Consider the following 24,643-nt stretch of genomic DNA (forward strand, 5'->3'; position numbering starts at 1 on the left):
TCCTGGCCCGACGGCTATTGAGATAGCGTCATTCGACCCTGACTCGCATGACCAGGAGCCATGTCGTGGAGCCCTGCTGCGGGTCAGGGGCGGGCTCTGGGGACGAAGCCCACGGCCGGAGAAGAAGGGGAATAGTGCACGGTCGGAATAACCCCCTCCCGCCAGTAATCAAGCACCTGAAGCGCGGCTGCGTAAATGTGCAGCGTGCCCCGGACGGCCACGTCTACCGGTATCGGCTGCACAGTCTCGCCTTCAAGGGCGAGGAGGCCCACGGCGTGCCAGCGACCTGGATCGTCACTGCCCCGGTTGCCCGCGCTGTCGCCGTCCTGGAGCGGCTTCAGCCAGACGAGGAGCCCTACCTGTTCGCCAAACCGCCCAGCTCGCCCAGCCACCGGCAGCGCCACGACCAACACCACGTGCCGGGCAGCAGCACCACCATCAAGGACATGGCGGCACTGATCACTTGGATCAACGCCTACTGCTTGGCCCATCACCGGCCGGACCGGATCCCCGCGGACCGGGGACGACAGCCGCGCCTGACCACCCGGCAATTTCGCCGCACCCTGGCCTGGTTCATCGCCCGCCGCCCCGGCGGTACCATCGCCGGCGCCCTGCAATACCGCCACCAGCGCATCCAGATGTTCGAGGGCTACGCCGGCACCAGCGACTCCGGCTTCCGCGACGAGGTCGAGGCCGAAGACGCCCTCGCCCGAGGCCAGTACCTCGCCGAGATCAGCGCGGATGGCGACCGGCCCGCGCTGACCGGCCCAGCCGGTGCGGAGGCCGAAGCCAGGCTCGCCGAGTTCGCGCGCCATGCCGTCTTCGACGGCCAGGTCGTCACCGACGAGGTCCGGCTGGGCCGCATCGTGGCCCGCCACGACCCACACCTGCACCCGGGCATGTTCGTCACTTGCGTCTACCAGCCCGAGCGCGCCCTGTGCCGCACACCGTCCGGCCCCGCCGAGACGCCGGTCATGGCCGACTGCCAGCCTCTGGCCTGCCGCAACGCCGCCCTCACCCCCGCCAACCGACAGGCCCTGGCCGGTCACCTCGCCGACCTGGATAACACCCTCGCCAACGGCGACCGCCTCGCCCCGTACGTCCGCCACCGCCTCGAAGGACAACGCCGCGAGACAGCCGCCTTCCTCACCCGTCACAACCCGGAGCCCACGCCGTGAAACGCGCCCTTCCCGACGCCGACACCGTCAAGGCCGCCATCGACAGCGTCCTCGAACATGCCGCTGCTACCGGACGCCGCCCCACCATCACCACCGTCGAGCGACGCCTCTGCATCCCGCACGCCACCTTCTACCGCCACTACAGCGACCTGATCGACGAGCACTTCCGACCCCGGATCCCGGCGCCCGCACAGCCCGCGGCCGGGGAGGAGGCCAGCCGGCGCACGGAGGCGAACCTGCGCCGGCTGCGGCAGGAGAACACCGACCTGCGGCGCTCCCTGGAGCTGTATGAAGAGGCCATCCGGCAGCTCGCGCTCGAAAACGACGCCCTGCGCCAGGGCGCCGCCGTCCTGCCCCTGCCCTCACGCGCCCGCCAGACCCCCAGGTCACAGTCCTGACGTGTGCCGATCCGCTTCTAAGACCGAACCTGGGTCGGCGGACGTGCTCACGCTGCAACTCCAGATCCGCCGAGCCGACGGTGCTCGGCGACGAGCGGTCGCTGTTACACGACACGGTCGCCGCCGGTACTGATCTTCGGTCGCTTGGCGCCGAGCCGACGAGGAGCGACGGGAGACTAGACCGTCACCGCTGCGTCGCGGACGGCGAGGGCGGCTGTTGTTGTGAGAGGGCGGTCAGGCGGCGAAGGAGGCGAGCAGTTCGTTGTACTGCTTGGCGGCGGTGGCCAGGTCTTCGTCGGAGAGGCCGAAGGCGGTGCCGTACAGCTTGACCATCGGCTGGATGTCGAACTGGCAGAGCCGCAGGGTGGCGTGCCAGTTGCCGAGCAGTGTCTCGATGGTGGCCTGGTTCGAGCCTTCAGGGGTGTAGTGCTCGGCGGGGACGCCGGCGGTGACGGCGACGACGGCCTTCTTGCCGGCCAGCTGCGAGGCGGAGCCGTCCATGGTGAAGGCCCAGCCGAGGGTGAAGACCCTGTCCTGCCACTGCTTGAACAGAGGGGTGGTGTTGTACCAGAACACCGGGTGCTGGAAGACGATCACATCGTGGTCGGCCAGCAATGCCTGCTCGGCGTCGACGTCGATCTGGAAGTCGGGGTAGGTGGCGTAGAGGTCGTGCACGGTGACATGGGCCAGCTCGCGGACGGCGTCCACCAGGGCCTTGTTGGCCTTCGACTGGGACAGGTCGGGGTGACCTACGACAAGGAGAACCTTGGACATGGGGAACCTTTTCAGCGATCAGGGAGAGGGTGAATGGACGCGGATTGGTCGGTGTGACGAGTCAGGGAACTTCGCCGGGGCGCCGGAACTTCGCGAAGCTCAGGAGCGCGGGCTTAGCCGGGCACAGCGGTCAGTGGTCGATGCTGGCCATGTTGGCCTCGTCGTGGCGTTCGCCGGCGGCGGGTGTGAGGTTGTTGAGGCGGTCGAGCTGGGCGGCGGTGAGTTCCACACCGTCGGCAGCGGTGTTCTCCTCGACGCGTGAGACCCGGCGGGTTCCGGGGATGGGGGCGATGTCGTCACCGCGGGTCAGCAGCCATGCCAGCGCGGTCTGTGCGGGGGTGGCGCCGATGGCCCGCACCTCGTCGACGATGCGCAGGTTGCGCTGGAAGTTCTCGCCGGTGAAGCGCGGGTTGGTCTTGCGCCAGTCGTCATCGGCGAAGTCGTCGACGGTGCGGATTTGCCCGGTCAGCAGGCCGTGCCCGAGCGGCGAGTAGGGCACGAACCCGATGCCCAACTCCCGTAGCAGCGGGAGGATTTCGGCCTCAACGTCACGCGTCCACAGGGAGTATTCGGTCTGCAGCGCGGCCAACGGATGCACGGCGTGTGCCCGGCGGATCGTCTCAGGTCCGGCCTCCGAGAGTCCAATGTGGCGCACCTTGCCCTCGGCGACCAGCTCCGCCAGCGCGCCGACCGTTTCCTCGATGGGGGTGTTCGGGTCAACGCGGTGCTGGTAGTAGAGGTCGATGTGGTCGGTGCAGAGCCGCAGGAGTGAGCCTTCGACGGCGGTCTTCACGTTGGCGGGGCTGCTGTCGATGACGCCGGGGCCGTCGCCGGCGTGCGAGACGAGACCGAACTTCGTCGCCACGACGACGTTGTCGCGGCGGCCCTTGATGGCCTGGCCGACGACTTCCTCGCTGTGGAAGGGGCCATAGATCTCGGCGGTGTCGATGTGGGTGACCCCGAGGTCCAGCGCACGGTGGATGGTGCGGATCGACTCGGCGTCATCGAGGCCCCCGCCCGTGGTGTAGGTGCCGGCCATGGTCATGGCTCCCAGGCCGATGCGGGAGACATCGAGCCCGCCCAGTGATACGTGCTTCATCAGGTACTCCTTGTCGTGACGGCCGTCAGGCCGGTCGGTGGTCGTGCGTAGGGGGTGCGCCACCAGGTGGCGGACCGTGCTGGGGTGATCCGCGCGCTGTCGGCGCGGGCGCCGTCGGCCGGGTCGGGGCCGTAGGTGGACCGGGTGGCTGCTGGCCTCGGCCTGGCGTGGTCTGGATGTCGTCGCAGGTCAGGCTGTCGAGGACATCCGTGCCGCTCACGGGGGATGCGAACCGGCCGCTGTCAGGTGGGGGTTCGATGCTGGTGTCGGCAGGACCAGCCGGCGGGGGATCCGCGGGTTGAACCGGCTGCGCCGGGTCAGTGCTCGTGGGCCGCCGGCTCCAGAACGAGGACCGGGATCTCACGGTCCGTGTTCTTCTGGTACTCGGCATAGTCGGGGAAGGCCTCGACGGCTCGGGCCCACCACAGGGCCTTTTCGTCCCCGGTCACCTCGCGTGCCAGCATGTCCTGGCGCATCGGGCCGTCCTGCAGCTCGACCCGGGGGTCGGCCACCGCGTTGTGGTACCAGACGGGGTGGGTGGGGGCTCCCGCCATGGAGGCGATGACGGCGTAGGAGCCATCGTGCTCCACCCGCATGACCGGCGTCTTGCGGATCTTGCCGCTCTTCGCGCCCAGGGTGGTCAGGATGACGACGGGCAGGTCCCGGAGCCTCTCGTCCTCTTCCCGTGCGACCAGGACACTCAGCGTCGTTCCCTGCGTACCGCCGGAGCTTTCGTACAGCTCCACCTGGTCACGCACAAACTGCGCCTTGCTCGGCTCGTACTCGCCTTTGAGGGGCATGTTGACTCTCTCCGTGCTGTCGAAAAGGCACCCGGCAGCCGTCCTCCGTCCCGGCAGGTTGCGGGGCGTGGTGCTCAGACGTGAGCGTCGTCGTAGGCCAGGCTGTCGCCCAGCTCGCGGGATGCCTCGGCCTGGGCGAGGAGCTCCTTCGCCTTGGCCTCGGCGGCCTCGATGGCGTCCGCACCGGCGACGAAACGCTGTAGGGGCTTCTCCTGCTGGGCGATGGTGAGCAGGGTGCGGGCGAGCTTGGCAGGGTCGCCGGGCTGCTTGCCGTTCATGCTCTTCATGCCCTCGATCCGCAGGGCGGTGCGCGGGGCGTAGTCGTCGATGGACAGCTCGGGCCAGTTGGTGGAGCCGTCCACGAGGAGTTCGGTGCGGAAGTAGCCGGGCTCCACGACGGTGGTGTGGATGTTGTACGGCTCGACGTCGTAGCGCAGGGACTCCATCCAGCCCTCTTCCGCGAACTTGGAGGCGGCATAGGCGGAGGTGAACTCCATGCCGACCAGCCCGGCGGTCGAGGTGATGGTGATGATGTGGCCGGCGCGCTGCTTGCGCAGGATGGGCAGGACAGCGCGGGTGACGTTCATCGGGCCGAAGAGGTTGGTCTCGAACTGCCGGCGCATCTGCGCGGGCGAGATCTCCTCGAAGTAGCCGGTGAAGAGGTTCCCGGCGTTGTTTATCAGGACGTCGATGCGGCCGAAGCGGTCGACGGCGGCCTGCGCAGCGGCCCCGGCCTCCTCCAGGCTGGTGACGTCGAGCCTGGTGACCAGCAGATTGTCCTGCGGCCCGCCCAGGGTCTTCTCGACCTCTTCGGGGCGTCGGCCGGTGGCGACGACCTGGTGGCCGGCGCTGAGGGCCTCGCGGGCGATGTCCGTGCCCAGACCGCGTCCGGCACCGGTGACGAGAATGACCTTGCTCATGGGGGGTTTCCTTTCAGGCGCCGAGATCTGGCACCCGCTGTCTGCGGGGGTAATCCGTGCAGCACGGAGAGAGCCGCAGAGGAGGCTGGGACCGTCGCCGCGAGCGCCGTCTGTCTGAACGGTTCACACCGCTGTGGGCGGTGCACCACCAACAAAACCGGCTGTCACGCGGGGGCGGGAGTCCCTGATGAGGGGGTCACTGACAGGGACCCCCAACCCGGCGGATGCGCTCGTAGAGTGAGGCACATGGCAGGAAGAAACGACCCCAACGGCACAAACCGCGACATCCGTGATGATTTCCGCGCGGAGATCCGGGAATTCCTCGGCACGCGACGGGCCAAGGTCACCCCCGAGCAGGCCGGACTGCCCCTGTACGGCGGAGAGCGCCGACGGGTCACCGGGCTGCGCCGCGAGGAGGTCGCCCTCCTCGCGGGCATCTCCAGCGAGTACTACACCCGGCTGGAACGCGGCAACGCCACCGGCGTCTCCGAGAGCGTCATCGAAGGCATCGCGCAAGCACTGCAGCTCGACGAGGCCGAACGCATCCACCTGCTCGACCTCCTGCGCGGCGCCGGCACGACCCGCCCGCCACGCCGCCGCCCGGCCCAGCAGCGCGTGCGGCCCGCGGTGCAGCGCGTCCTCGACTCGATGGCCGGCACACCCGCGTTCATCCTCAGCGGCCGCGGCGACATCCTGGCCGCCAACCACCTCGGGCGCGCCCTGCTCTCCCCTGTCTACGCCGACCCGGTACGGCCGCCGAACAACGCCCGCTTCGTCTTTCTCAGCCGGCACGCGACCGAGTTCTTCCGCCACTGGGACGAAGTCGCCAACGACACGGTCGCCATGCTGCGCGCCGAGGCCGGCCGCGACCTCTACGACCGACGGCTGACGGACCTGATCGGGGAGCTGTCCACCCGCAGCGAGGAATTCCGCCACCGCTGGGCCGCCCACAACGTCCGCATGCACACCACCGGCGTGAAACTCCTCCACCACCCGGTCGTCGGCGACCTCGACCTGCCCTTCGAAACCTTCCCGCTCCCCGACGGCCCCAGCCAGTTCCTCCTCACCTACACCGCTGAGCCCCACTCACCCTCGCAGGACGCCCTGAACCTGCTGGCCAGCTGGGCCGCGACCAACGACGACATCGATCGGTCCGCGCCGGCCAACGACTCTCAGCCCGCCGACTCGGGCGAGACACCCGACTGACCGACGAGCCACGCGAGTCGATCTGCGGCCCGAGACCGCTGGGGTGACGTTGCACTCCAGCTCGCGGCACCGCGGACAAACGGACAACTGCCAACCCCCGCCATAATTTCGGTTCCGCGGCCCACCCCGGTCGCAGGTCCGGCCCGGGTGTGGGGGTTGTCAGTATGGGCTGGGGCAGCGTCCGGGTCACGCGGCATGTCTTCCACGTCCGCCGGCCCACGGGCCCGACAGCACCCGTATGCGCGGTGTCCGCCTTGGCCAGAGGCGGGCGGACCGTGTCGCGTGAGGCGCCTATTGGGCGGGTGCTGGTGAAGCAGGAGCACCTGTCGGCTTCCGTGTCCGGCCCAACGGGGGGCTGGAGGGCGCGAGCGGTTCAGGAGAGCCAGTCGACGTAGCGGGTGGGGGCGAGGTGGGCGTCCTTGTCGGTGAGGACGCCACCCTTGACGACGGCAAACATGCCGGCGGCGGGGTCGGTGACAACGGTCCGGCTGTCGCCCTTGTGGGTGAGGGTGACCCGGCCCAGCTCGTCCAGGGAGAAGACCTCGGGCCCGGCGATGTTGCGAATGCCCCCCAGCGGGGCGCCCGCGGCGACGTCCGCCACCGCCTCGGCCACGTCCTTGGAGGCGATCGGCTGGATCGGCGTGGCGGGCAGCCGGACGGTGTCGCCATCGGCGGTCCAGGACAGGACGGCGTCCATGAACTCCATGAACTGCGTCGCGCGGACGATCGAGTAGGGGACCGGCCCGGCCGCGAGGATGTCCTCCTGGAGCACCTTGGCCCGGTAGTAGTCCAGCTCCGGCACCTGGTCCGCGCCGACGATCGAGAGAATGACGAAGTGGCCGACGCCGCCCTTCTGGGCCGCAGCCAGAAGGTTGTCCATCGAGGTCTGGAAGAAGGCCAGGGAGGCTTCGTCGAAGCTCGGGGAGTTCGTCAGGTTGACGATGACGTCGGCCCCCGCCACCGCCTCGCCCAGTCCCTGGCCGCTGATGACGTCGATTCCGGTGGACTGCGAGTGCGGCACCGCCTCGTGCCCGGCGGCGTTCAGATTCTTGACGACCTGCGACCCGATCAGCCCGGTACCGCCGATGACCGCGAACTTCATGACATGCCCTTTCGCCAGGAGATGCGTCCAAAATATCGCATAACATCCTCTATTTAGACGTTTGATATGAGGTCAGGGTTCGTACATCCATCCAACGTGTTGCTCGACTGGCGAACTCCCTCGAGGGCCCGTCCGGGCGGCAGACTGCCCCGAACGGCGGCGTCACCGATGATGCAGCATTGCGATCATGAAATCGTCGTGAGCCACTCATTGCATGATCAGACATGCGATGCGTACGCTCTGCGCCGCCACCCTCGCGGCCGCTCCCCTCGCCCTGACCGCAACGCCTGCACAAGCCCTGACGTCATGTACGGTCAACGGCCGCCCCGTGTCCGGTACGACCGTCAGCGGTACCGCCGGCTCCGACCACATCAGCTGCGGCGCCCTCGCCTTGGGCGACAGCGTCAACGGCTTGGGCGGCAGCGACTACATCGTCATCAACGGCATCGTTGCCGGCACCGTCGACGGCGGCGCCGGCGGCGACTCCATCACAGCCAACGCCGGTACCACGACGACCGGTAAGATCCTCGGCGGAGCCGACGGCGACTTCATCTCCGTCGGCCCGAACGCCGGCACCGTCGACGGCGGACTCGGGTCGGACTACTGCCGAGTCGCTTCTGGTAACCCCCCCATCAACTGCTAACCAGGCGGATGGCTTCGGCATGGTGGCTGAGCCGTCTCGGCATACGGTCTCGACGCCCGGGTGTTCACGCAGCCACGTTTCCAGAGTGGCGGCCGTGCGGTCGGGCAGTATCATGCCTCCGGCTTGGTCGCGTCGAGGGGGTAGGTGAACAGGAGCAACTCGACCGGCAGGCTCTGGGCCGGGCGACGCGACGGGTCCTCCAGGCGGTCCCGGTAGCGGTCGATGACCTGGAGCAGGTCGGCGTTCAGTTGCTGGGCTTCGTCCGGCGTTACGTAGGCCACGTTCTCGATGCCGCTGGTTACCTGCTGCCAGGCTCCTGAGAACTGGGCGCGGCGGGCATTGACCGTGCCGGCCCGGTTGAGCCACGTCTCCCACAGCAGGTGGGCCAGGGCCTCGGAGGCGTGGGACATCTCCGCATCCCCTGAGGAATCGTCGAGGGAGAAGCCGACGTGTTTGAGCCGCCAGGGCCTGCGTCGGCCGGGCGCGTTGCCGGCTTCCTCGACGAAGCCGTACTTGGCCAGGGTCCGTAGGTGGAACGCGCAGTTCGTCGGCGTCTCCCCGACCATCTCCGCGGCTTCCGTCGCCGTGAGTGGTTCGCGCTGGGCGAGTGCCTCCAAAAGCGCGAGCCGAGTCGGATGCGCCACCGCCCTCATCGTCTTGGGGTCCGCAAGCGGGCGGAGCGGACGCGCCGCAGGGCCAGGAGAAGCTGAGGGCTGGCGCGATCCATCAGAAGACATGTTTCGAAACACTATGCTCGAAACACTACGCTTGAAAAGGTCAACGCCCCATCTCCCGAAGGGGTGTTACGAAATCAACCGATTGACGTGACCCCTGAGATCGCCGCCGCACGGCGAACAGCGCACCCGGAAAACAGGTGCTCTGCGCCAGTAGGGCTCGACGAGGGTCAGTCCCCGGACTTCGGCAACCATCGAAACATCGGCCCACCCCGGCGCGACCGGTCCATCCCGTTCCGGTACGGGTCGCCACTCGCAGGATCACGCCGCGACCCCTCGAACAGCCGCCCATCCGTAGTACGTTGTGACGCCATGCGGATCACCAAATACACCCACGCCTGCGTACGGCTGGAGCACGAGGGCCGCGTGCTGGTCATCGATCCCGGTACGTGGAGTGAGCCGGCCGCCTTGGCCGGTGCGGATGCCGTGCTGGTGACTCACGAGCACGACGACCACATCGATGTCAGCCGCCTGGCCGGGCTCGGGGTACCGGTCTACGCCCCCGCCGACGCCGGCATCCCGCTGCCGGACCGCATCGGGGTCTCCGCCGATACGGAGTTCACAGCGGCAGGCTTCCGCGTACGGGCGGTCGGCGGCCGTCATGCGTTCATCTACGGTGGCCTGCCGGACTGTGCCAACCTCGGCTACATGGTCGATGAGGCGATCTACCACCCCGGTGACTCGATGCACGTACCCGATCAGCCGGTTGAGACCCTTCTGGTCCCCGTACAGGGGTCGTGGATGAACATCGCGGAGGCGATCGACCTCGTCAAGGCGGTCAAGCCGGAGAGGGCGTTCGCGATCCATGACGCCCAGCTCAACGATCGTGGTCTCGACAGCGTCAACGGCTGGCTCGGCGAGGAGACCGATCACGGCTACCGGTATCTCAGGCCCGGCGAATCGGCCTGAGGAACCGCGGGTCCCCGGCGGTCCTCCCTCGCCTCCGGCCCAACTCCCCCTCTACAGGCTACGGTCCCCCTTGGACCCCGACGCCGTACGGTTCCGGCCCCCGCGTGCCGGTGGGCACCGCACGGCGTCGGCGGCCCGTCTCTCACTCCGTGCGCAGTGCCGTGGCCGTGCGGACCTTGGCCGCCCAGCCCGCCGGGACCATCGCGCCGAACAGGGCGACGAGCACCCCGGCCAGCCCCAGCAGCACCAGTTGTGGGGTGTCGTACACATCGAGGACCGAGGGCGGCAGGCCGGTACCCGCGGCCTGTCCCATGACCGGCAGCACATAGCCGTGCAGCGCGAACCCCGCCGGGACGCCGACCAGCCCGCCGACCACGCCGATCCCGGCGACCGAGGCGAGCACGAGGCTCACGGTCTGCCGCGGGGACATGCCGAGCGCCTTGCACACACCCAGGTCGTGGACGCGCTCCCGGGTGTCGAGGACGACGGAGTTGAGTACGCCGAGACCCGCCACGGAGACCAGCATCAGGGTGAGCAGCGCGGCCATCGCCTCCAGCAGGACGATCATGTTCTCCCCCTGGGGAGAGGTTTCGGCGAAGGCGTCGCCGCCGAGCGGCTTGACCACCCCGGCGAGCTTCCGCGCGTAGGAGGCGGGAGAGACACCGGGCTTGACCTCGATGTGGAAGGCCCCCGGTGTCACCTTGGCGAAGCTGTCGAGGTCCGCGTGGACCCGCATACCGTCGTCCGACGTGTCGAAGGCCTCGCCGACGATCCGAAGGCTCACCGTCTCCTTCTGGAACGTCACCCGCACGCTCTCGCCGATCCTGGTGCCCGTCCGCTCCAGGAAGCGGGTGGGCACCACGACCTGGCCCCGCCCGGAGATCCAGTGCCCGGCGATCATCTCGTAGCCGCCGGGGCGGGAGTCACCCTGGTAGAGGACGGCCCGGACGGTGCCGGAGACCCCGGACACCGTGGCGTCCCCCATCGCCGTGCCGTAGTACGAGGCGGTGCCGGGCTGCGCCGCGATGGCGGCACGCATGGCGGCCGGATCGGCCGTCGGCTGCTCCTCGTTCGAACCCGAGGCCGCGGGCGCCTGTGCGGAGCCGGACGGGGGCTGCTTCTGCTTGCTCTCCACCACGCCCGGCCCCGATCCGGGGCCGGGACCGCCGCTCACGGCGGTGACATCGGCGCGGTTCTCGGGATCCTGCGCGTTCGCCACCGCGTCGAGCGACTGCGTCAGCCCCACCGCGAAAGTCGCGGCGACCGTCCCGAAGGTGACCGCCAGCACCATCGCGATCGCCCGCACGGGGTGCGCGAAGGGACTCGCGAGGCCGTACGTGACCGGGCGAGGCAGCGGAAGGCGTCCCGCGGCCCGATGCGCCCACTGGCCGCGCGTGGTGCGCGGCGCCCTGCCGACGGCGATGGCCTCGACCGTACCTAGCCTCCCGGCCCGAAGTGCGGGCACCAGGGCGGCGATCGCCACCACGAGCAGCGCGCAGGCCGGCACCACGACGTCCACCCACCAGGCGACCGAGAGCGACACGGTGCCGTACACGGACTCGGTGTCGTTCAGCAGCGGCACGGCCAGCACGTTGCCGAGGACGACCCCGAGCGCGATGCCGGCCGCGGCGGGGATCAACGCCTGGGCCACATAGGCCCGTACGACCTCGCGCGGGGTGAATCCGATGGCCTTCAGGATGCCGATCCGGCGCAGGCTCGTACCGACGGCGCCACTGATCACACTGCCGACGATGATCACCGACATGACGATGCCGAGCACCCCGAACGCGAACAGGAACGGGATCGTCGCCGCGGCGCCCTGATCGGCGGCGTGTTTGGTGTCCAGCCAGGACTGGGTGCCGACCAGCGCCCCGGAGGGCAGGGCGGCGGCGAGCTTCCTCCGGTCGGCCGCGATCTGCGACTTCGTCCCCGCGGAGCCGAAGCGGTAGAGCATCTGGTCCGTGAGGCCGCTGTGCCCGCTCGCCAGGGACCTGACCTGCCCGGGGGTCGCCCACATCTCGGCGCTCCCGCCGGCCGACAGCGCGAAGCCGACGACCGTCAGGGTCCGCGCGTCGGCGGCGTCGGAACTCATCAGTGTCGAACCGAGCTTGAGGAACTGGCCGGAGAACGAGGCGGACAACACGATCTCGCCCTGCTTCCGCGCCCACCGGCCCGACTTCAGGTCCAGCGCGTCGACGTCCTTGCCGGGACCGGATCGTCCGACCAGCGTCAGCGCTGGCAGGTGCCCGCCGTCCGTGCCCACCGGGCTGATCGTCGTGGACGGGAACGGTCCCGCGCTCGCCGTGACCCCCTCCAGGCCTCGGGTGCCCGCCAGTTGACCCGTGCTGACCCGCTTCGGGTCGAACTCCGCGGTGAGGTGCGCCCCGTGCTGCCGGGCGAAGGCATGGTCGAAGGGAGCGTTCGTGGCGACCATGAGGGACCCGGCGACCACGGCCGAGGCGACCGCCATCATCGTGGCCACGGCGATCACCACCGTCTGGACGCGTCGTCTGCCGACCCCGGAGCGCACGACCCGCCCGAGGGCACCGTTGCCGAACCCGGTCATCGGACGGCCTCCGCGCGCGTGTCGGCGGCGACGTGACCGTCGACCAGATGGATCGTGCGTTTCGCGCACGCCCGGGCCAGCTCCAGGTCGTGGGTGACCAGGACGACGGTCTGCCCGCCCCGGTGCAGATCCACTAGCAGTTCCCGTACGTCCTGCCCGGAGGCGGTGTCCAGCGCGCCGGTCGGCTCGTCGGCGAGCAGCAGGGCGGGCTTGTTCACCAAGGCCCTTGCCACGGCGACGCGTTGGCGTTCGCCGCCGGACAACCTCCCCGGGTAGGCGCGGGCGTGCTTCTGGATTCCCAGCACCTCCATCAGTTCCCCGGCACGGGCCGCCGTCGCTCGCCTGCTGGTCCCGGTCAGCTGGGCGGGGAGCTGGATGTTGTCGGCGACGGTGAGGTCGTCGAGCAGGTTGAAGAACTGGAAGACCATGCCGATGCGTTCGCGGCGGAACCGGGCCAGCGCGTGCTCGCTGAGCCGGTCGATGCGCTGCCCGGCGACGGTCACCGTGCCCTCGCTCGGCCGGTCCAGGCCGGCGATGAGATTGAGCAGCGTGGACTTGCCGCTGCCGGAGGGTCCCGTCACGGCCAGGGCCTCGCCCTGGGCCACGCCGAGATCGACCGGTCCGAGCGCCGGGGCGTCGGCGCCGCCGTACCGCTTGGCCACGCCCTCCAGTTCGATCACCTGAGTCATGGGTGTGTCCGTCCTTCGTGGGTCGGGAGGCGAATGGGTCGGCGAGCCGATGCCCTGGGTGGGCCCGGTGAACGTATGGGCGGAGGCCGCGGCGGCGCGTCGGCCGTGGCACCGACATACGGCCCTCCCCTCGGACGACCCGGCGCCGGGGTCATCCTCGAGGAGTACTCCTGGCGGACAGGCGCGCTGGTCACACGGGTGGACGTGGGCCCGTGCAGCGGAGCCGCACAATGTGCGGATGGAGAAGGAGGACCCGTACGGGCTGCCGCGCGACACGTCGTGGGCGGCCGCATGGCGAGAACGGGCCGGCGACGCGCTGCGGCCGGGCACGTGGTGGGCGCATGTCCGCGACGCGATGCGGCCGGAGGGCGAGCCCGCTCCGCTGTCCCGGCGGGCGGTTCGCGTGGACGTGGTGCTGGCACTCGTACTGACGGTCGTCGCGCTGATCGTGGCGGCGCGCTACCCGGGCGACGGGCCGGTACGGATCAGTTCCAGGGTCGCGTCCGAGAACCCGGTGGCGCGTCCGTACCCGATGCGGCCTCCGATACCCGACCCGGGAGCCGTGTACGACCCGAGGTCCTCCGCGCCCACGGTCCTGGTCGTGCTCTCGGCGCTGCCGCTCGTGGCCAGGCGCAGGTATCCGCTGCTCGCGTTCGGTGTGATCGCCGCCGCCGCGCTGGCCCTCGGTGACAGCGTCTCCTGGATCAACGTGCTGACCTGTAGCGTCGCCGCGTACGGAGCTGTCGCGCACAGCCGTTACCGAACGCGGGCCCTCGCAGCGCTGATCTTCGCGGCCGTGCTGGCCGGTGTCGCCTTCCGGGACGCGGATCCCATGCTCCCCGGCTGGTCGAGCCCCGCCGTGGTGCTCCTGGTCGTCGGGGTGCTGGCCAGCCTCGTCCGGCTCGGGCGCCTGCGGCTGGAGGCCAGCCGAAAGCGTTTCACCGACCTACAGCGGGCGCAGGACAAGGCCACGCGCCGGGCGGTCGAGGAGGAGCGTGCCCGGATAGCCGCCGAGCTCCACGACGTCGTCACCCACAATGTGAGCGTGATGGTCATTCAGGCGGGCGCGGCGCGCAAGGTGATGGACGCGGCCCCGGAGCGGTCCAAGGAGGCACTGCTGGCGGTGGAGGCCGGGGGCCGTGCCGCGATGGCCGAACTCCGCCATGTGATGGGCCTGCTCGCGGGTTCGGACGCGGGCGCCGACACCCCGGCCGACGGCCTTGAGCCGCAGCCCGGCCTCGGACAGCTCGACGCCCTGGCCGAGAGGGTGCGGGCCGCCGGGACACCGGTGGGCCTGACGGTGTCGCTGCCGCACGGACCGCTGCCGCCCGGGGTGGAGCTCACGGCGTACCGCGTCGTCCAGGAGGCGCTCACCAACACGATCAAGCACGCGGCGGGTGCCGGTGCGGCGGTGACGATCGGCTTCTCAGGTTCCTGGCTGGAGATAGAGGTCACGGACACGGGAGCGGTCCGGGACTCGCCCCCGGTGGACGGCAACGGCCGCGGGCTGATCGGGCTGCGCGAGCGGCTCGCGGTCTACGGCGGCAGACTCACCACGGGGCCCACGCTCCCCGGCGGATACCGGGTCACGGCCCGCGTTCCGTGGGAGGCGGTGTGAACGCGCCCGCACTGCGCGCCGTCATCGCCGACGACCAGGCCCTGGTGCGTACGGGCTTCGGGATGATCCTGGCCGCCGACGGCATCGAGGTGACGGCCGAGGCGGCGGACGGGGCCGAGGCGGTCGACGCCGTCAGACGCACCCGCCCCGACGTCGTCCTCATGGACATCCGGATGCCGCGGATGGACGGTATCGAGGCGACCCGGCGCATTCTCGGCGGCGGACCGGACGGCTCCGAAGGAACCCGGGTCATCATCCTCACGACGTACGACCTCGACCACTACGTGTACGCGGCGCTCACCGCCGGAGCGAGCGGCTTCCTGCTCAAGGACGTCACCCCCGAGCACCTCGTGGCGGCCGTGCGACTCGTGCGCTCCGGCGACGCTCTGCTCGCGCCCACGATCACCCGCAGGCTGATCGAGCGTTTCACGCACCGCCAGGAGTCCCCGCAGGCCGGGCTCCACCGCGACCTGTCCGGGCTGACCCCGCGTGAACTGGAGGTGCTGCGCCTGCTGGCGACCGGTCTCAGCAACGCCGAACTCGCGGACCGCCTGTTCCTCAGCCCGACGACGGTCAAGACTCATGTGGGCCGCATCCTGTCCAAACTCGACTTGAGGGACCGCGTACAGGCCGTTGTGCTCGCCTACGAGAGCGGCCTCGTCTCCCCGCACGGGCCGCCGGACGTCGGCTGACGGGCTGTTCCGGCGCTCCCCGGGATCGTTCGCGCCCAGCGCAGGACCAGGCCCGGTTCAGCGGCCCTTGACCGTCCTGGTCTCGGCGCCGGGGATTCCCTTGTCCCACCAGTGATTGTGGCGGCTGTACGGTGCCGGGTCCCGCTCCGCGAGGAGTGCCGCCAGCTTCTCCGCCTCCTCGGTCAGACCACGCCAGGCCGCCTTGCCGAGCTTGTGAAACGCGGTCAGTTCCAGCCCTCCGTCCAGGCCGCGCCACACCCCGGCGACCCGGCCGTCGACGAGCAGGGTGGGCAGCATGTCGCCGTTGCGCCGGACGACGAGCGGCCGGTAGTCCTGGGGCATCACGCGCCCGGGCAGGGCATGGGCCAGCAGCGTGCTGTCCCACATCGGCAGCAGCCTCGGCGGCGCGGGGGTGTCCTCGGCGGGCACGGTGGCACCCGGCAGGTCGTACAGGACGGCGCGGCCGGGCCCGGGAACCCGTACGACCTGGTCGCCGAGCTCGCTCAGCGCCTGGGTGATCACGGGACGCCCCAGCAGGGTGAACCGCGCGAAGTCCTGTACCGACGCGGGTCCGAACGCCCGGAGATGGTCGAGGAGCAGCCGCCGTACACCCGCCGCCGCGTCCTGGGTCTCGGCCTCGGGGTCGACGGACGAGGCGAGGTAGGTGTTCGGCAGCCGGAAGGACCACGGACCGCCGGTCGGCGTGTGCTGGATCGGCGCGTACGTCCGCAGCGCCCACCACACGCGGCGCCCTTGTTCGCCGAAGCCCGCCGTGACCTCCCTCTCCACGTCGGCTCCGGCGTGGGGGCGCGCCAGGAACTCGGCGAGCCGCGTCAGCAGCCCGTCCGCGTCGTCCTCGGTCAGCTCGGTCGAGGTGTAGCGGCCGTCGTACAGCCGCGACGCCCGCAGGCTGCGGACCATGGCGGCGTGGTACGGCGCGTAGTCGTCGGCGTGGACGGCGTGCAGGGTGATGCGCATGAGGGTCGCCTTCACGATTCGGCGATCCGCGAACGCCGCGTCGAGCTCCTCGGGCGCGAAGTCCTCCACGCGGTTCCACAGGGCCACGTACGGCGACGCGGGCGCCTGCGCCTGAACCGCGCAGACCAGGCGTACCGCCTCCGCCACGTCGAGGCGCCTGCGCCTCAGCAGGAGCTGACGGTCCAGGGTCGCCAGGGTGAGCTGTCGCTCGGTGAGGGTCACGCCCGGATTATCGCGCCCCTACGGCGCCGGCCGCGCGTTCGGTCAGGATGCCCGTGAACAGTTCGGCGAGAGCCGTTCGCCGCCGGACACCGCCGGGCGGGCCCGACGACGCCCCTTGCCCGCGCGCCCGCCGTCCCTGACAGGACGTCAGGGTCGGTTCAGGGTCGAGGCGGGGACGTCACCGATAGCGGGTGCCCGGTGGCGGCGAGCACGCTGTTGTCATGTTGAACACGACTCCCGATGCCCACCGCCCGTCCCTCGCCCGCCGCGCCGCGCTCACCGTCGCCGGCGCCGCCGCCCTGACGGGCCTGGCGGGGGTGTACACGCCGAGCTTCGCGTCCCCGGACCCCGGCTCGGCCACCACCCTGTCCGCGACCGGCTTCAGCGACTGCCCCGCCCTTCCGGCCGGGGCCGACCCGGCTCGCTGGCGATGCGAAGTCCACACTGCGGCGCCGAAGTTGAGGATGGGCGAGGTCGAGACGACTCTCGCTCCGATCACCATGACGCACGCCGAGGGACCGATGCCGGACGGCACCGACGGACAGGTCTGGGGTGCGATGCACAGCGCGCCGACGACCGTTCCCGGCGGGCTGACCGCCACCGCGGCGGGTGAGCACTCGCGGCTGCTCGGCCTGGCGATCAAGCCGGAGTACGGTGGCCGATCCGACTTCTACACCGGGCAGTTCAGCCTTCGCTTCCGGTTGTCGAGCCCGCTGCTGCCACACGGATGCTCCATCGGAGCGGGCGCGCCGGTCGACTTCCAGCTCAAGCGGTCGGGGCCCTCGCAGTGGGTATCGCAGGATCCGCCGGTGATCAAGTTCTCGGCCTACGACGACAGTTTCACCGTCCCCGCCGCCGAACACTGCGGGCCCCTCACGGGGCAGCTCAACCGGCGACTGGGCCTGCCCGCGTCGAGCGGAAACCTGATGACCTACGACGCGACCTACACGTTCCGGATGTACGACCAACTGCCGATTTCCTGATGCCGACAGTCCGCGCTTCGCACTGTGGGACCACCCGCCCGGCCGGTCCACCGATCCGCGCCCGCCGCACGGCGTGTTGAAGGGGCGAGCACGCGAGAGGCCCGGCGGAATCGATCTCTCACCCGGTGGTGTGAACTTGCCGGGCACACCCGTAGCGACTGATCGGCACCGTACGTTTGGGCAGTTGTGTCCGCTCTAGACTCCACGCATCTCTCGCTCTGGCTGCTCAACAACTTCAGCACCTTCACGCTGGCCGTCGTCACCGTCGGGGGAACCGTCCTCCTCGCTGTCGGCGGCAGTGTGCTGCTGCGCCGCAGATATCCCTCGGTGGCCCGCGGCGAACACAACGAGATGGTCGGGGTGACACTCGGCATGTTCGGCGCGATCTACGGGATCATCCTCGCGTTCGTCATCGTCACCCTCTGGACCCAACTGGAGGACACCCAGACCATCGTCGCCTCCGAGGCCACGGACGCGGCGCTCATCACCCGTGACGCCGCCGCGTTCCCCGCACAGGTGCGGGCCCGTCTCGACTCCACCATGAGCGGATACGTCCACGCGGTCGTCGAGGACCAGTGGCCCCGGATGCGCGCGGGAAACCCCAGTTACGGAGCCACGGAATCCCACCTCGGAAACGCCTTCCGGGCGCTTCAGGAGTACGACCCGAAGAGCCAGAGCGAGCAGGTCTTCTACCAGGAGGCCGTGACCCATCTCAACGACGTCGCCTCCCAGCGCCGAGCCCGCATCACCATGGCCCGCCAGGAACTCCCCCCGCTGCTCCAGGCCCTGGCCTTCGGCGGCGCACTCGTCCTGGTCCCCCTCACGTTCCTCTACGGCATGCGCAAACTGAGGGTCCAGATCCTCTTCGTCGCCTCGGTCGCCGGGCTCGTCGGCTTCAGCCTGCTCCTGGTCTTCGTCCTGGACCGCCCGTTCGCCGGCGAACTCAGCGTCAGCCCCACCCCGTACAAGGAGGGAGCCCTCGCCCAGTACTGGCCACAAGCAGCCCACGACACGAACACCGCCGGCACGCGGCACTGAGCACGAGGCACTGAGGCACTGCGGCACTGCGGCGACAATCACCGGATCCCGTCGGAAGTCGCGCAGCCCTTCGCCCAACTACCCTTGCTCCGCATGACAATCGCCCGGTCGGACATCACGGAAGCCCTGATCCGCGACCTGCTGCGCGAACAGCACCCCGACCTCGCGGATCTTCCCCTGAGACTCGGAGCGCTCGGCTGGGACAATCAAGTCTGGCGGCTCGGCGACGACCTCGCCGTCCGCCTGCCCTGGGCGACACAGTCCGCGGACGCGCTGCTGCGCAAGGAGTACGCCTGGGTTCCCCTCCTCGCGCCGCGCCTTCCGCTGCGCGTTCCCGTCCCGCAGCGCCTCGGTGAGCCCGGTGAGCGGTTCCCCCGGCCCTGGCTCGTCACCACCTGGGTACCGGGCGAGCCCGCCGACCGCGCCCCCGTAACACGCCCGAAGGAGGCGGCCGTCGCGCTGGCCGACTTCCTGACCGCGCTTCACCTGCCCGCCCCCGACGGGGCGCCGGCAGGCCGGGACCGCGGGGGCCCGCCGGCCGACACGGCCGAACACCTCACCCGGGCGCTCGCCTCGGCCACCGAGCTGGGGCTGGTCAGCGATCCGGCCGCCGTTCGCGCGGTCTGGGAGGACGCGGCCACGGCACCCGAATGGAGCGGCCCGCGTCTGTGGCTCCACGGCGACCTGCATCCGGCCAACGTCCTGACCACGGACGGCACCATCTCCGGTGTGATCGACTTCGGCGACCTCTTCGCCGGCGACCCCGCCCTCGACCTCGCCGCCGCGTGGATCCTGCTGCCGGACGGCGCCGTCGACCACTTCCACGCGGCCTACCGGCCGAGCCCGGACTCCGCGACCCTTCGCCGCGCGCGCGGCTGGGCCGTGCTGCGGGCTCTCGGTTTCCTCCACATCGCGGACGCCGGCGTCCATGGCCGCCCCGGGGGCAAGCCCAGCTGGGGACCGCCCGCCCAGGCCTCACTGCGACGCCTCACCGCGTCGGCATGCATGTGATCACGCATCCCACGGCGACCACGGTCGCGCCGGATGCGCGGTGAACCGGGTCGCGCCCGGCGAACAGCCCCCGCTCCCGCGCCCCGGAAACTCGGATGCGGACACCGCACGGCCCTCTCTAGGCTGCACGCGCGCACCGGGTACGGCATCGAATCGGGCTGTCAGCGGATCGGAGATGCACGGGGTATGACCAGTCAGCTGTTCGCGATCTGCTTCAACGCGACCCGGCCGTCGGATCTGGCGCGGTTCTGGTCCGGTGTCCTGGGCTGGGAGCCTGCCGACGCCTCGGACGACGGTGTCGTGATCCTGCCGCCCGATGCCGCCGGGTTCCGCATCCGTTTCCTGCCGAGCCGGGAGCCGAGGACCGGCCGGAACCGGGCGCACTTCGACCTCACCAGCGCCACCCCTGAGGAACAGCGGCGGACGGTGGCCCGGGTCCTGGAGCTCGGCGGCGAACACATCGACGTGGGTCAACTCCCCGAAGAGGGGCATGTGGTGCTCGCCGATCCGGACGGCAACGAGTTCTGCGTCATCGAGGCGGGCAACAAGTTCCTCGCCGACACGGGATTCATCGGAGCGCTGGCCTGCGACGGTACGCGGGAGGTCGGCTGCTTCTGGAGCGAGGCGCTGCGGTGGCCGCTGGTCTGGGACCAGGACCAGGAGACCGCGATCCAGTCGCCGAGCGGCGGCACGAAGATCACCTGGGGTGGTCCCCCGGTGGCACCGAAGACGGGCACGAACCGGCTCTTCTTCGAGCTGTCGCTCGCCGCCGACACCGCTCTGGAGGCCGAGGTCGACCGCCTGGTCTCGCTCGGCGCGACGCACCCGGCCGGCGGAGAGGGCCACGGCGAGCGAGTCCTGCTCCTCGACCCCGACGGCAACGAATTCGTCGTACGGCGGGACCGGTAGCCCACGGCGGTCACACCGTCACTCGTTACGGACCGTCGTCGGACGGACGCGCCGGGACGCGTGCCCGGTTTCGCGTCCGCTCGCGCGCCTGGGGCGGCCCAGGAGGACTCCGGCCAGGACCAGGACGAGTCCGCCCAGTTGCTGGACGGTCAGCGCCTCTCCGGCGACCACCGTCCCGAGCAGTACACCGGTGACGGGATTGAGCAGGCCGATGAGCCCGACCGTCCCCGTGGGCAGATGCCGCAGCCCCGTGAACCAGGCGGCGAAGGCGAGCGCGGTGGCGATCAGGGTGACGTAGCCGAACGCGAGGAGCGTCTGCCCGGAGAGCTCGGGCGGGCGGCCTTCCACGGCCGCGGCGACCGGCAGCAGGAACAGACCTCCGGCGGTGAGCTGCCAGGCGGTCGAGGCGAGGACGTCGGCGCCCGTGTTCCACCGTTTGGCCAGGATGTACCCGAAGGACGACACCAGCATCGCGGCGGCCGAGGCGAGGACTCCCGGAACGCTCACCGCCTTCACCCCGGCGAGCAGCATCAGGCAGACCCCTGCGAGTCCGGTCACGGCGCCGGCCAGGTGCGCGGGCCTTGGCCGCTCGGACACCAGGGGCCAGGCGACGAGCATCATCGTCAGCGGGGCCACCGCCATGACGGTCGAGGCCACGCTCGTCGGGAGCAGCTGGGATGCGGCGTAGACGAGGACGAAGAACACGCTCATGTTGAGCAGTCCGAGCACCGCGGAACGCCACCACCAGGCGCCGCGCGGCAGTTTCCTGCACAGGGCGAGCAGTACGAGGCCCGCGGGCAGCGCGCGCAGGGCGGCCCCGTAGAGCGGCCGGTCGGCCGGCAGGTACTCGTGGGTCACGAAGTAGTTGGTCCCCCAGGCCACCGGCGCGATCGCGGTCAGGGCCACCCATCGCATATTAGCTTCCATGGAAACCAGTATAACTTCCCGGGAAGCTATACTGGTGGGCATGGAGCACGGAGAACCTCTCGACCGCGTGGCCCGCATCCAGGCGGAGTGGCGACGCGAGCGACCCGACGTGGACATCACCCCACAGGGAGTGATCGGCCGACTGCACCGGCTGGCCGACCGGCTCAGCGAGGAACTGTGCCTCGTCTACGACCGCTACGGCCTGGGCGAGGGCGAGTTCGACGTCCTGTGCGCACTGCGCCGCGCCGGTGAACCCTACGAACGGGCACCCGGCGAACTCGCCGCCCACACGATGGTCACCACCGGCGCGATGACGAAGCGGATCGATCGCCTGGAGCGGGCCGGGCTCGTCACCCGCCGTCGTTCCGACGATGACCAGCGCGGCCGGATCGTCGCCCTCACCAGGCCCGGACGCGAACTGATCGACCGGGCGTTCACCGACCACATGCGCAATGAACGCCGTCTGCTGGATCTGCTGTCCCCGGCCGAGGCGGAGTCGCTGGAGACGCTGCTCGGCACCTGGCTCTCCGGCATGGACCATCCGCGTAGTCCCGGCGACGCGTAGGAGGCCCCGGGAGGTCGAGGGAGTCGTCCGGGCCGCACGCTACGTTGGCACCATGATCGAGGGCGAGAACAGGACCGGACCCATCAGGCCGCAGCGCTTCCACGAGACCGCGGGCCTGGAGGACTGGCGTGTGGTCGGCGAGGGCGCGTGCACCTACTTCCGTACCGGGTCGTTCCCGGTCGGCGCTCAACTCGTGCGGGCCATCGCCGAGTTGCCGGGTGTCGTCGACGACCACCCGGACGTCGACCTGCGCCGGGAGGGGGTGACCGTACGACTGATCACGCTCACGGACGACTACTACGGACTGACCGAGCGGCACATCGATCTCGCCGGGCAGATCTCGGCGCTCGCACGCTCGCTGGACCTCACGGCCGATCCGTCCGCCGTCCAGACCGTCCAGGTCACCGTGGACGCGCTGTCGGGTGCCGACGTGGTGCCGTTCTGGCGCGCCCTGCTCGGCTACACCGACCGCGCGGGCAGCGACGAGGATCTGGTCGACCCGGGCGGCCGCGGAGCGCCGTTCTACTTCCAGCGGATGGACGCCCCGCGGCCTCAGCGCAACCGCGTCCACATCGACGTATGGGTGCCGTACGACCGGGCCGAGGCACGGATCGCCGCTGCCCTCGCGGCCGGCGGCCGCCTGGTGAGCGAAGCCGACGCCCCGTCGAACTGGGTTCTCGCCGACCCCGAGGGCAACGAGGCCTGCGTCGGCGTGGCCGGTCCCCCCGGGCCCGCCGCCGGTCACTGACGGCCGGCGGGGTCAGCGCTCGGGGCCCATGCCGGCCAGCTCCGTCGCCCGCTTCAGCGCAGGCACGAACTCCGGCTTCCGCTGGAGGACAAGGATCGCCACGGGCTTGGCGTCGCTGCGCACCAACTCGAACCGGTGGAAGGTGAGCAGGGGCGACATGTTGGACATGTGCTTCAGGACGGTGACCCGGTCCCACGGCACGGTGTGCTTCACCTGGCCGAACAGACCGGTGACGGCGAGGCCGCCGGTGTGGAGGTGGCACACGCGCACCCCGAGCCGCGCGGACGTCCGGCCCCACGCGGCCCGCAGTCCGACCAGGCCGAGGATAACGGCGGTCGTGGTCAGACCCTTGGAGAGCGCGTTGTCGGGCCTGTTGACGATCAAGGCTCCCAACGCGATGAGGCAGAAGAGCACGGCAAGCCGGCGGAGCATCTGGAGAACCGCCCCCGTGACGCCCCCTATCGGGTAACTCCCGCGTCTCGCACCGAGTTCGGTCTCACTTCCCCCACGCCGCACGTCCCCGCCCCCTCGCCACCTGCACGACCCGATCGACGGAACAACCTATCAGGGCACCCTCTTGGCGTGACCGGGCCACATCTGCGGTCGACCGTAAGGAAGTTCAGGGTTCGGGACCCGCGTCCTTGACCCTCACGTGGCGTCATGCCGCATGGTCGAGGGCGTGGAGGAACACCTGAGCGTGGGACGCGTCGCGGAGCTGGCCGGCGTGAGCGTCCGCACGCTGCATCACTACGACGAGATCGGCCTCGTACGGCCGTCCGCGCGGACCGCGGCCGGATACCGCGCCTACGCGGCGCCCGACGTGGAACGGCTGCGGGAGGTGCTCGCCTATCGGCGGCTGGGCTTCGGGTTACGGGAGATCGCGGATCTGGTCGACGACCCGGCCACCGACGCGGTCGCGCACCTGCACCGCCTGCTGCTGCGACAACGCGACCACGCGGCAGCCATGGTGACGGCGATCGACAGGGAACTGGAGGCAAGGGCCATGGGGATCAGGACGACACCGGAGGAACAACTGACCATGTTCGGAGCGAAGTTGTACGACGCCATCGGGTCCGCCTACCCGGCGACACGGCGGACCGAGCCACGGATCGCCGCGCGGGTCTGGGACGCGCTCGGGGACGCGCGAACGGTACTGAACGTCGGCGCGGGCACCGGCTCCTACGAACCCCCGGACCGCGAAGTGACCGCGGTGGAACCGTCGGCGGTCATGCGGGCACAGCGTCCGGCGGACGCGGCGCCGTGCGTGGCCGCCGAGGCGGAGAGCCTCCCGTTCGAGGACCGGTCCTTCGACGCGGCGATGGCTTTCAGCACGGTTCATCACTGGCGGGATCCGATCGCCGGGCTGCGCGAGATGCGGCGCGTGGCCCGGCGCGTGGTGGTGGTGACGTACGACGCCGGGGACCCGGCCGGGCGTGAACGGTTCTGGCTGGCCCGCGACTACCTGCCCGAATTCGCGGACCTTCTCGTGGGCTGGCCGTCTCTGGCCGACCTGACGCACGCGATCGGGGGCCGGGCCGAGCCGGTGCTCGTTCCGTGGGACTGCGCCGACGGCTTCTTCGAGGCCTACTGGCGCCGGCCCGAGGCGTACCTGGACGAATCCGTGCGCCGCGCGGTGTCGGTGTGGACCAGGGTCGGGCCGGAGGCCGAGCAGCGGGCGGTGACCGGACTCCGTGAAGACCTTTCAACGGGCCGGTGGGCCGAACGCAACCGCGACCTGCTCGCCCTCGACACGGCGGAACTCGGCCTGCGCCTGCTCGTCGCCTGACACCGAAGACGCGTACCCGTTCGTCGCGCGCCACCGTGCCACGGGGGAAGCCGGCCGGTCCAACCGGACCGCACATGGCGAAGGCAAGGAGAGCCCTCTCCTTGCCTCTCCTAACGTATAGCGCACAGGGGGCCTTGCCGCAAGGCCC

Annotated in this window: 25 protein-coding genes; 14 read left to right on the forward strand and 11 right to left on the reverse strand. The window is 70.5% G+C overall.

What is annotated here, in order from left to right:
* Nucleotides 1-197: 197 nt before the first annotated feature.
* Both ABZV42_RS34045 and ABZV42_RS34050 read left to right on the forward strand, forming a co-directional pair.
* Nucleotides 198-1,178, forward strand: a complete 981-nt coding sequence (locus ABZV42_RS34045) for a hypothetical protein (RefSeq protein ID WP_356055301.1) — start codon at nucleotides 198-200, stop codon at nucleotides 1,176-1,178.
* On the forward strand, nucleotides 1,175-1,576 hold the full coding sequence (locus tag ABZV42_RS34050) for an exodeoxyribonuclease VII small subunit (protein WP_356055303.1): 402 nt from the start codon (nucleotides 1,175-1,177) through the stop codon (nucleotides 1,574-1,576). The genes ABZV42_RS34045 and ABZV42_RS34050 overlap by 4 nt, the downstream gene beginning before the upstream one ends.
* Nucleotides 1,577-1,810: 234 nt before the next feature.
* Here the strand turns inward: ABZV42_RS34050 and ABZV42_RS34055 are convergent, their stop codons facing one another.
* The 4 genes from ABZV42_RS34055 to ABZV42_RS34070 all read right to left on the reverse strand — a co-directional run bounded on the left by ABZV42_RS34055 (nucleotide 1,811) and on the right by ABZV42_RS34070 (nucleotide 5,169).
* Nucleotides 1,811-2,350: an NAD(P)H-dependent oxidoreductase gene (locus ABZV42_RS34055; protein WP_356055305.1), complete on the reverse strand. Its 540-nt coding sequence runs from the start codon at nucleotides 2,348-2,350 to the stop codon at nucleotides 1,811-1,813.
* A 130-nt stretch (nucleotides 2,351-2,480) separates the two neighbouring features.
* The gene (locus tag ABZV42_RS34060) at nucleotides 2,481-3,449 is read right to left on the reverse strand and encodes an aldo/keto reductase (protein ID WP_356055307.1); all 969 of its coding nucleotides are present in this window, start codon (nucleotides 3,447-3,449) and stop codon (nucleotides 2,481-2,483) included.
* Nucleotides 3,450-3,766: 317 nt separating this feature from the next.
* Nucleotides 3,767-4,249 carry a nitroreductase family deazaflavin-dependent oxidoreductase gene (locus ABZV42_RS34065; RefSeq protein WP_356055309.1) on the reverse strand — a complete coding sequence of 161 codons (483 nt, stop codon included), beginning with the start codon at nucleotides 4,247-4,249 and terminating at the stop codon, nucleotides 3,767-3,769.
* 74 nt (nucleotides 4,250-4,323) lie between these two features.
* Nucleotides 4,324-5,169 (reverse strand): SDR family oxidoreductase, encoded by an 846-nt coding sequence (locus ABZV42_RS34070; RefSeq protein ID WP_356055311.1) that lies wholly within the window; start codon nucleotides 5,167-5,169, stop codon nucleotides 4,324-4,326.
* 246 nt (nucleotides 5,170-5,415) lie between these two features.
* Between ABZV42_RS34070 and ABZV42_RS34075 the strand changes: the two genes are divergently transcribed.
* Complete coding sequence (locus ABZV42_RS34075) at nucleotides 5,416-6,375, forward strand: helix-turn-helix transcriptional regulator (RefSeq protein ID WP_356055313.1); 960 nt, start codon at nucleotides 5,416-5,418, stop codon at nucleotides 6,373-6,375.
* A gap of 373 nt (nucleotides 6,376-6,748) precedes the next feature.
* Here ABZV42_RS34075 and ABZV42_RS34080 read toward each other — a convergent pair whose 3' ends face one another.
* The gene (locus ABZV42_RS34080) at nucleotides 6,749-7,477 is read right to left on the reverse strand and encodes an NAD(P)H-binding protein (RefSeq protein ID WP_356055314.1); all 729 of its coding nucleotides are present in this window, start codon (nucleotides 7,475-7,477) and stop codon (nucleotides 6,749-6,751) included.
* A gap of 229 nt (nucleotides 7,478-7,706) precedes the next feature.
* Here ABZV42_RS34080 and ABZV42_RS34085 point away from each other — a divergent pair, with 229 nt between their 5' ends.
* Entirely contained in the window at nucleotides 7,707-8,120 is a 414-nt protein-coding gene (locus tag ABZV42_RS34085; protein ID WP_355986994.1) for a hypothetical protein, read from the forward strand.
* 110 nt (nucleotides 8,121-8,230) lie between these two features.
* Here ABZV42_RS34085 and ABZV42_RS34090 read toward each other — a convergent pair whose 3' ends face one another.
* Nucleotides 8,231-8,764, reverse strand: a complete 534-nt coding sequence (locus ABZV42_RS34090; RefSeq protein ID WP_355986997.1) for a helix-turn-helix domain-containing protein — start codon at nucleotides 8,762-8,764, stop codon at nucleotides 8,231-8,233.
* A gap of 402 nt (nucleotides 8,765-9,166) precedes the next feature.
* Here ABZV42_RS34090 and ABZV42_RS34095 point away from each other — a divergent pair, with 402 nt between their 5' ends.
* The gene (locus ABZV42_RS34095; protein WP_355987000.1) at nucleotides 9,167-9,763 is read left to right on the forward strand and encodes an MBL fold metallo-hydrolase; all 597 of its coding nucleotides are present in this window, start codon (nucleotides 9,167-9,169) and stop codon (nucleotides 9,761-9,763) included.
* A 142-nt stretch (nucleotides 9,764-9,905) separates the two neighbouring features.
* Here the strand turns inward: ABZV42_RS34095 and ABZV42_RS34100 are convergent, their stop codons facing one another.
* Complete coding sequence (locus ABZV42_RS34100) at nucleotides 9,906-12,329, reverse strand: FtsX-like permease family protein (protein WP_356055316.1); 2,424 nt, start codon at nucleotides 12,327-12,329, stop codon at nucleotides 9,906-9,908.
* On the reverse strand, nucleotides 12,326-13,018 hold the full coding sequence (locus ABZV42_RS34105) for an ABC transporter ATP-binding protein (protein ID WP_356055318.1): 693 nt from the start codon (nucleotides 13,016-13,018) through the stop codon (nucleotides 12,326-12,328). Before ABZV42_RS34105 ends, ABZV42_RS34100 begins: the two co-directional genes overlap by 4 nt.
* Nucleotides 13,019-13,256: 238 nt before the next feature.
* Here ABZV42_RS34105 and ABZV42_RS34110 point away from each other — a divergent pair, with 238 nt between their 5' ends.
* Nucleotides 13,257-14,636, forward strand: coding sequence for a histidine kinase (locus ABZV42_RS34110; protein ID WP_356055320.1), 1,380 nt, complete (start codon nucleotides 13,257-13,259; stop codon nucleotides 14,634-14,636).
* Nucleotides 14,633-15,328, forward strand: a complete 696-nt coding sequence (locus tag ABZV42_RS34115) for a response regulator transcription factor (RefSeq protein WP_356055322.1) — start codon at nucleotides 14,633-14,635, stop codon at nucleotides 15,326-15,328. Before ABZV42_RS34110 ends, ABZV42_RS34115 begins: the two co-directional genes overlap by 4 nt.
* 57 nt (nucleotides 15,329-15,385) lie before the next feature.
* Here the strand turns inward: ABZV42_RS34115 and ABZV42_RS34120 are convergent, their stop codons facing one another.
* Nucleotides 15,386-16,528 carry a winged helix DNA-binding domain-containing protein gene (locus ABZV42_RS34120; protein ID WP_356055324.1) on the reverse strand — a complete coding sequence of 381 codons (1,143 nt, stop codon included), beginning with the start codon at nucleotides 16,526-16,528 and terminating at the stop codon, nucleotides 15,386-15,388.
* Nucleotides 16,529-16,749: 221 nt separating this feature from the next.
* On the opposite strand from ABZV42_RS34120, the gene ABZV42_RS34125 reads away from it, so the two are divergent.
* The 4 genes from ABZV42_RS34125 (at nucleotide 16,750) to ABZV42_RS34140 (ending at nucleotide 20,469) form a co-directional block, all read left to right on the forward strand.
* The gene (locus tag ABZV42_RS34125) at nucleotides 16,750-17,511 is read left to right on the forward strand and encodes a hypothetical protein (RefSeq protein WP_356055326.1); all 762 of its coding nucleotides are present in this window, start codon (nucleotides 16,750-16,752) and stop codon (nucleotides 17,509-17,511) included.
* 186 nt (nucleotides 17,512-17,697) lie between these two features.
* The gene (locus ABZV42_RS34130) at nucleotides 17,698-18,549 is read left to right on the forward strand and encodes a DUF4239 domain-containing protein (protein ID WP_355987021.1); all 852 of its coding nucleotides are present in this window, start codon (nucleotides 17,698-17,700) and stop codon (nucleotides 18,547-18,549) included.
* Between the two features lie 93 nt (nucleotides 18,550-18,642).
* Nucleotides 18,643-19,560, forward strand: coding sequence for an aminoglycoside phosphotransferase family protein (locus ABZV42_RS34135; protein WP_356055328.1), 918 nt, complete (start codon nucleotides 18,643-18,645; stop codon nucleotides 19,558-19,560).
* 186 nt (nucleotides 19,561-19,746) lie between these two features.
* Nucleotides 19,747-20,469 (forward strand): VOC family protein, encoded by a 723-nt coding sequence (locus ABZV42_RS34140; protein ID WP_356055330.1) that lies wholly within the window; start codon nucleotides 19,747-19,749, stop codon nucleotides 20,467-20,469.
* A gap of 18 nt (nucleotides 20,470-20,487) precedes the next feature.
* Here the strand turns inward: ABZV42_RS34140 and ABZV42_RS34145 are convergent, their stop codons facing one another.
* A complete protein-coding gene (locus tag ABZV42_RS34145; RefSeq protein ID WP_355987157.1) occupies nucleotides 20,488-21,384 on the reverse strand; it encodes an EamA family transporter in 897 nt (298 codons plus the stop codon).
* A 52-nt stretch (nucleotides 21,385-21,436) separates the two neighbouring features.
* On the opposite strand from ABZV42_RS34145, the gene ABZV42_RS34150 reads away from it, so the two are divergent.
* Together ABZV42_RS34150 and ABZV42_RS34155 are read left to right on the forward strand one after the other, a co-directional pair.
* A complete protein-coding gene (locus ABZV42_RS34150; protein ID WP_356055332.1) occupies nucleotides 21,437-21,961 on the forward strand; it encodes a MarR family transcriptional regulator in 525 nt (174 codons plus the stop codon).
* A 52-nt stretch (nucleotides 21,962-22,013) separates the two neighbouring features.
* A complete protein-coding gene (locus tag ABZV42_RS34155; RefSeq protein ID WP_356055334.1) occupies nucleotides 22,014-22,709 on the forward strand; it encodes a VOC family protein in 696 nt (231 codons plus the stop codon).
* 12 nt (nucleotides 22,710-22,721) lie between these two features.
* On the opposite strand, the gene ABZV42_RS34160 is transcribed toward ABZV42_RS34155, so the two are convergent.
* Nucleotides 22,722-23,141, reverse strand: a complete 420-nt coding sequence (locus ABZV42_RS34160) for a hypothetical protein (RefSeq protein WP_356055336.1) — start codon at nucleotides 23,139-23,141, stop codon at nucleotides 22,722-22,724.
* A 235-nt stretch (nucleotides 23,142-23,376) separates the two neighbouring features.
* On the opposite strand from ABZV42_RS34160, the gene ABZV42_RS34165 reads away from it, so the two are divergent.
* Nucleotides 23,377-24,495, forward strand: a complete 1,119-nt coding sequence (locus ABZV42_RS34165; RefSeq protein WP_356055338.1) for a MerR family transcriptional regulator — start codon at nucleotides 23,377-23,379, stop codon at nucleotides 24,493-24,495.
* Nucleotides 24,496-24,643 lie beyond the last annotated feature (148 nt).

This window comes from Streptomyces sp. NPDC005281, from assembly GCF_040607495.1.
Classification (GTDB): Bacteria; Actinomycetota; Actinomycetes; order Streptomycetales; family Streptomycetaceae; genus Streptomyces.

Bases quoted from the DNA above. Each gene is read 5' to 3' on its own strand.
- ABZV42_RS34055 (WP_356055305.1), bottom strand. From the start codon at position 2,350: ATGTCCAAGGTTCTCCTTGTCGTAGGTCACCCCGACCTGTCCCAGTCG.
- ABZV42_RS34060 (WP_356055307.1), bottom strand. From the start codon at position 3,449: ATGAAGCACGTATCACTGGGCGGGCTCGATGTCTCCCGCATCGGCCTG.
- ABZV42_RS34065 (WP_356055309.1), bottom strand. From the start codon at position 4,249: ATGCCCCTCAAAGGCGAGTACGAGCCGAGCAAGGCGCAGTTTGTGCGT.
- ABZV42_RS34070 (WP_356055311.1), bottom strand. From the start codon at position 5,169: ATGAGCAAGGTCATTCTCGTCACCGGTGCCGGACGCGGTCTGGGCACG.
- ABZV42_RS34075 (WP_356055313.1), top strand. From the start codon at position 5,416: ATGGCAGGAAGAAACGACCCCAACGGCACAAACCGCGACATCCGTGAT.
- ABZV42_RS34080 (WP_356055314.1), bottom strand. From the start codon at position 7,477: ATGAAGTTCGCGGTCATCGGCGGTACCGGGCTGATCGGGTCGCAGGTC.
- ABZV42_RS34085 (WP_355986994.1), top strand. From the start codon at position 7,707: ATGCGTACGCTCTGCGCCGCCACCCTCGCGGCCGCTCCCCTCGCCCTG.
- ABZV42_RS34095 (WP_355987000.1), top strand. From the start codon at position 9,167: ATGCGGATCACCAAATACACCCACGCCTGCGTACGGCTGGAGCACGAG.
- ABZV42_RS34100 (WP_356055316.1), bottom strand. From the start codon at position 12,329: ATGACCGGGTTCGGCAACGGTGCCCTCGGGCGGGTCGTGCGCTCCGGG.
- ABZV42_RS34105 (WP_356055318.1), bottom strand. From the start codon at position 13,018: ATGACTCAGGTGATCGAACTGGAGGGCGTGGCCAAGCGGTACGGCGGC.
- ABZV42_RS34110 (WP_356055320.1), top strand. From the start codon at position 13,257: ATGGAGAAGGAGGACCCGTACGGGCTGCCGCGCGACACGTCGTGGGCG.
- ABZV42_RS34125 (WP_356055326.1), top strand. From the start codon at position 16,750: ATGTTGAACACGACTCCCGATGCCCACCGCCCGTCCCTCGCCCGCCGC.
- ABZV42_RS34135 (WP_356055328.1), top strand. From the start codon at position 18,643: ATGACAATCGCCCGGTCGGACATCACGGAAGCCCTGATCCGCGACCTG.
- ABZV42_RS34140 (WP_356055330.1), top strand. From the start codon at position 19,747: ATGACCAGTCAGCTGTTCGCGATCTGCTTCAACGCGACCCGGCCGTCG.
- ABZV42_RS34145 (WP_355987157.1), bottom strand. From the start codon at position 21,384: ATGCGATGGGTGGCCCTGACCGCGATCGCGCCGGTGGCCTGGGGGACC.
- ABZV42_RS34150 (WP_356055332.1), top strand. From the start codon at position 21,437: ATGGAGCACGGAGAACCTCTCGACCGCGTGGCCCGCATCCAGGCGGAG.
- ABZV42_RS34155 (WP_356055334.1), top strand. From the start codon at position 22,014: ATGATCGAGGGCGAGAACAGGACCGGACCCATCAGGCCGCAGCGCTTC.
- ABZV42_RS34160 (WP_356055336.1), bottom strand. From the start codon at position 23,141: ATGCTCCGCCGGCTTGCCGTGCTCTTCTGCCTCATCGCGTTGGGAGCC.
- ABZV42_RS34165 (WP_356055338.1), top strand. From the start codon at position 23,377: ATGGTCGAGGGCGTGGAGGAACACCTGAGCGTGGGACGCGTCGCGGAG.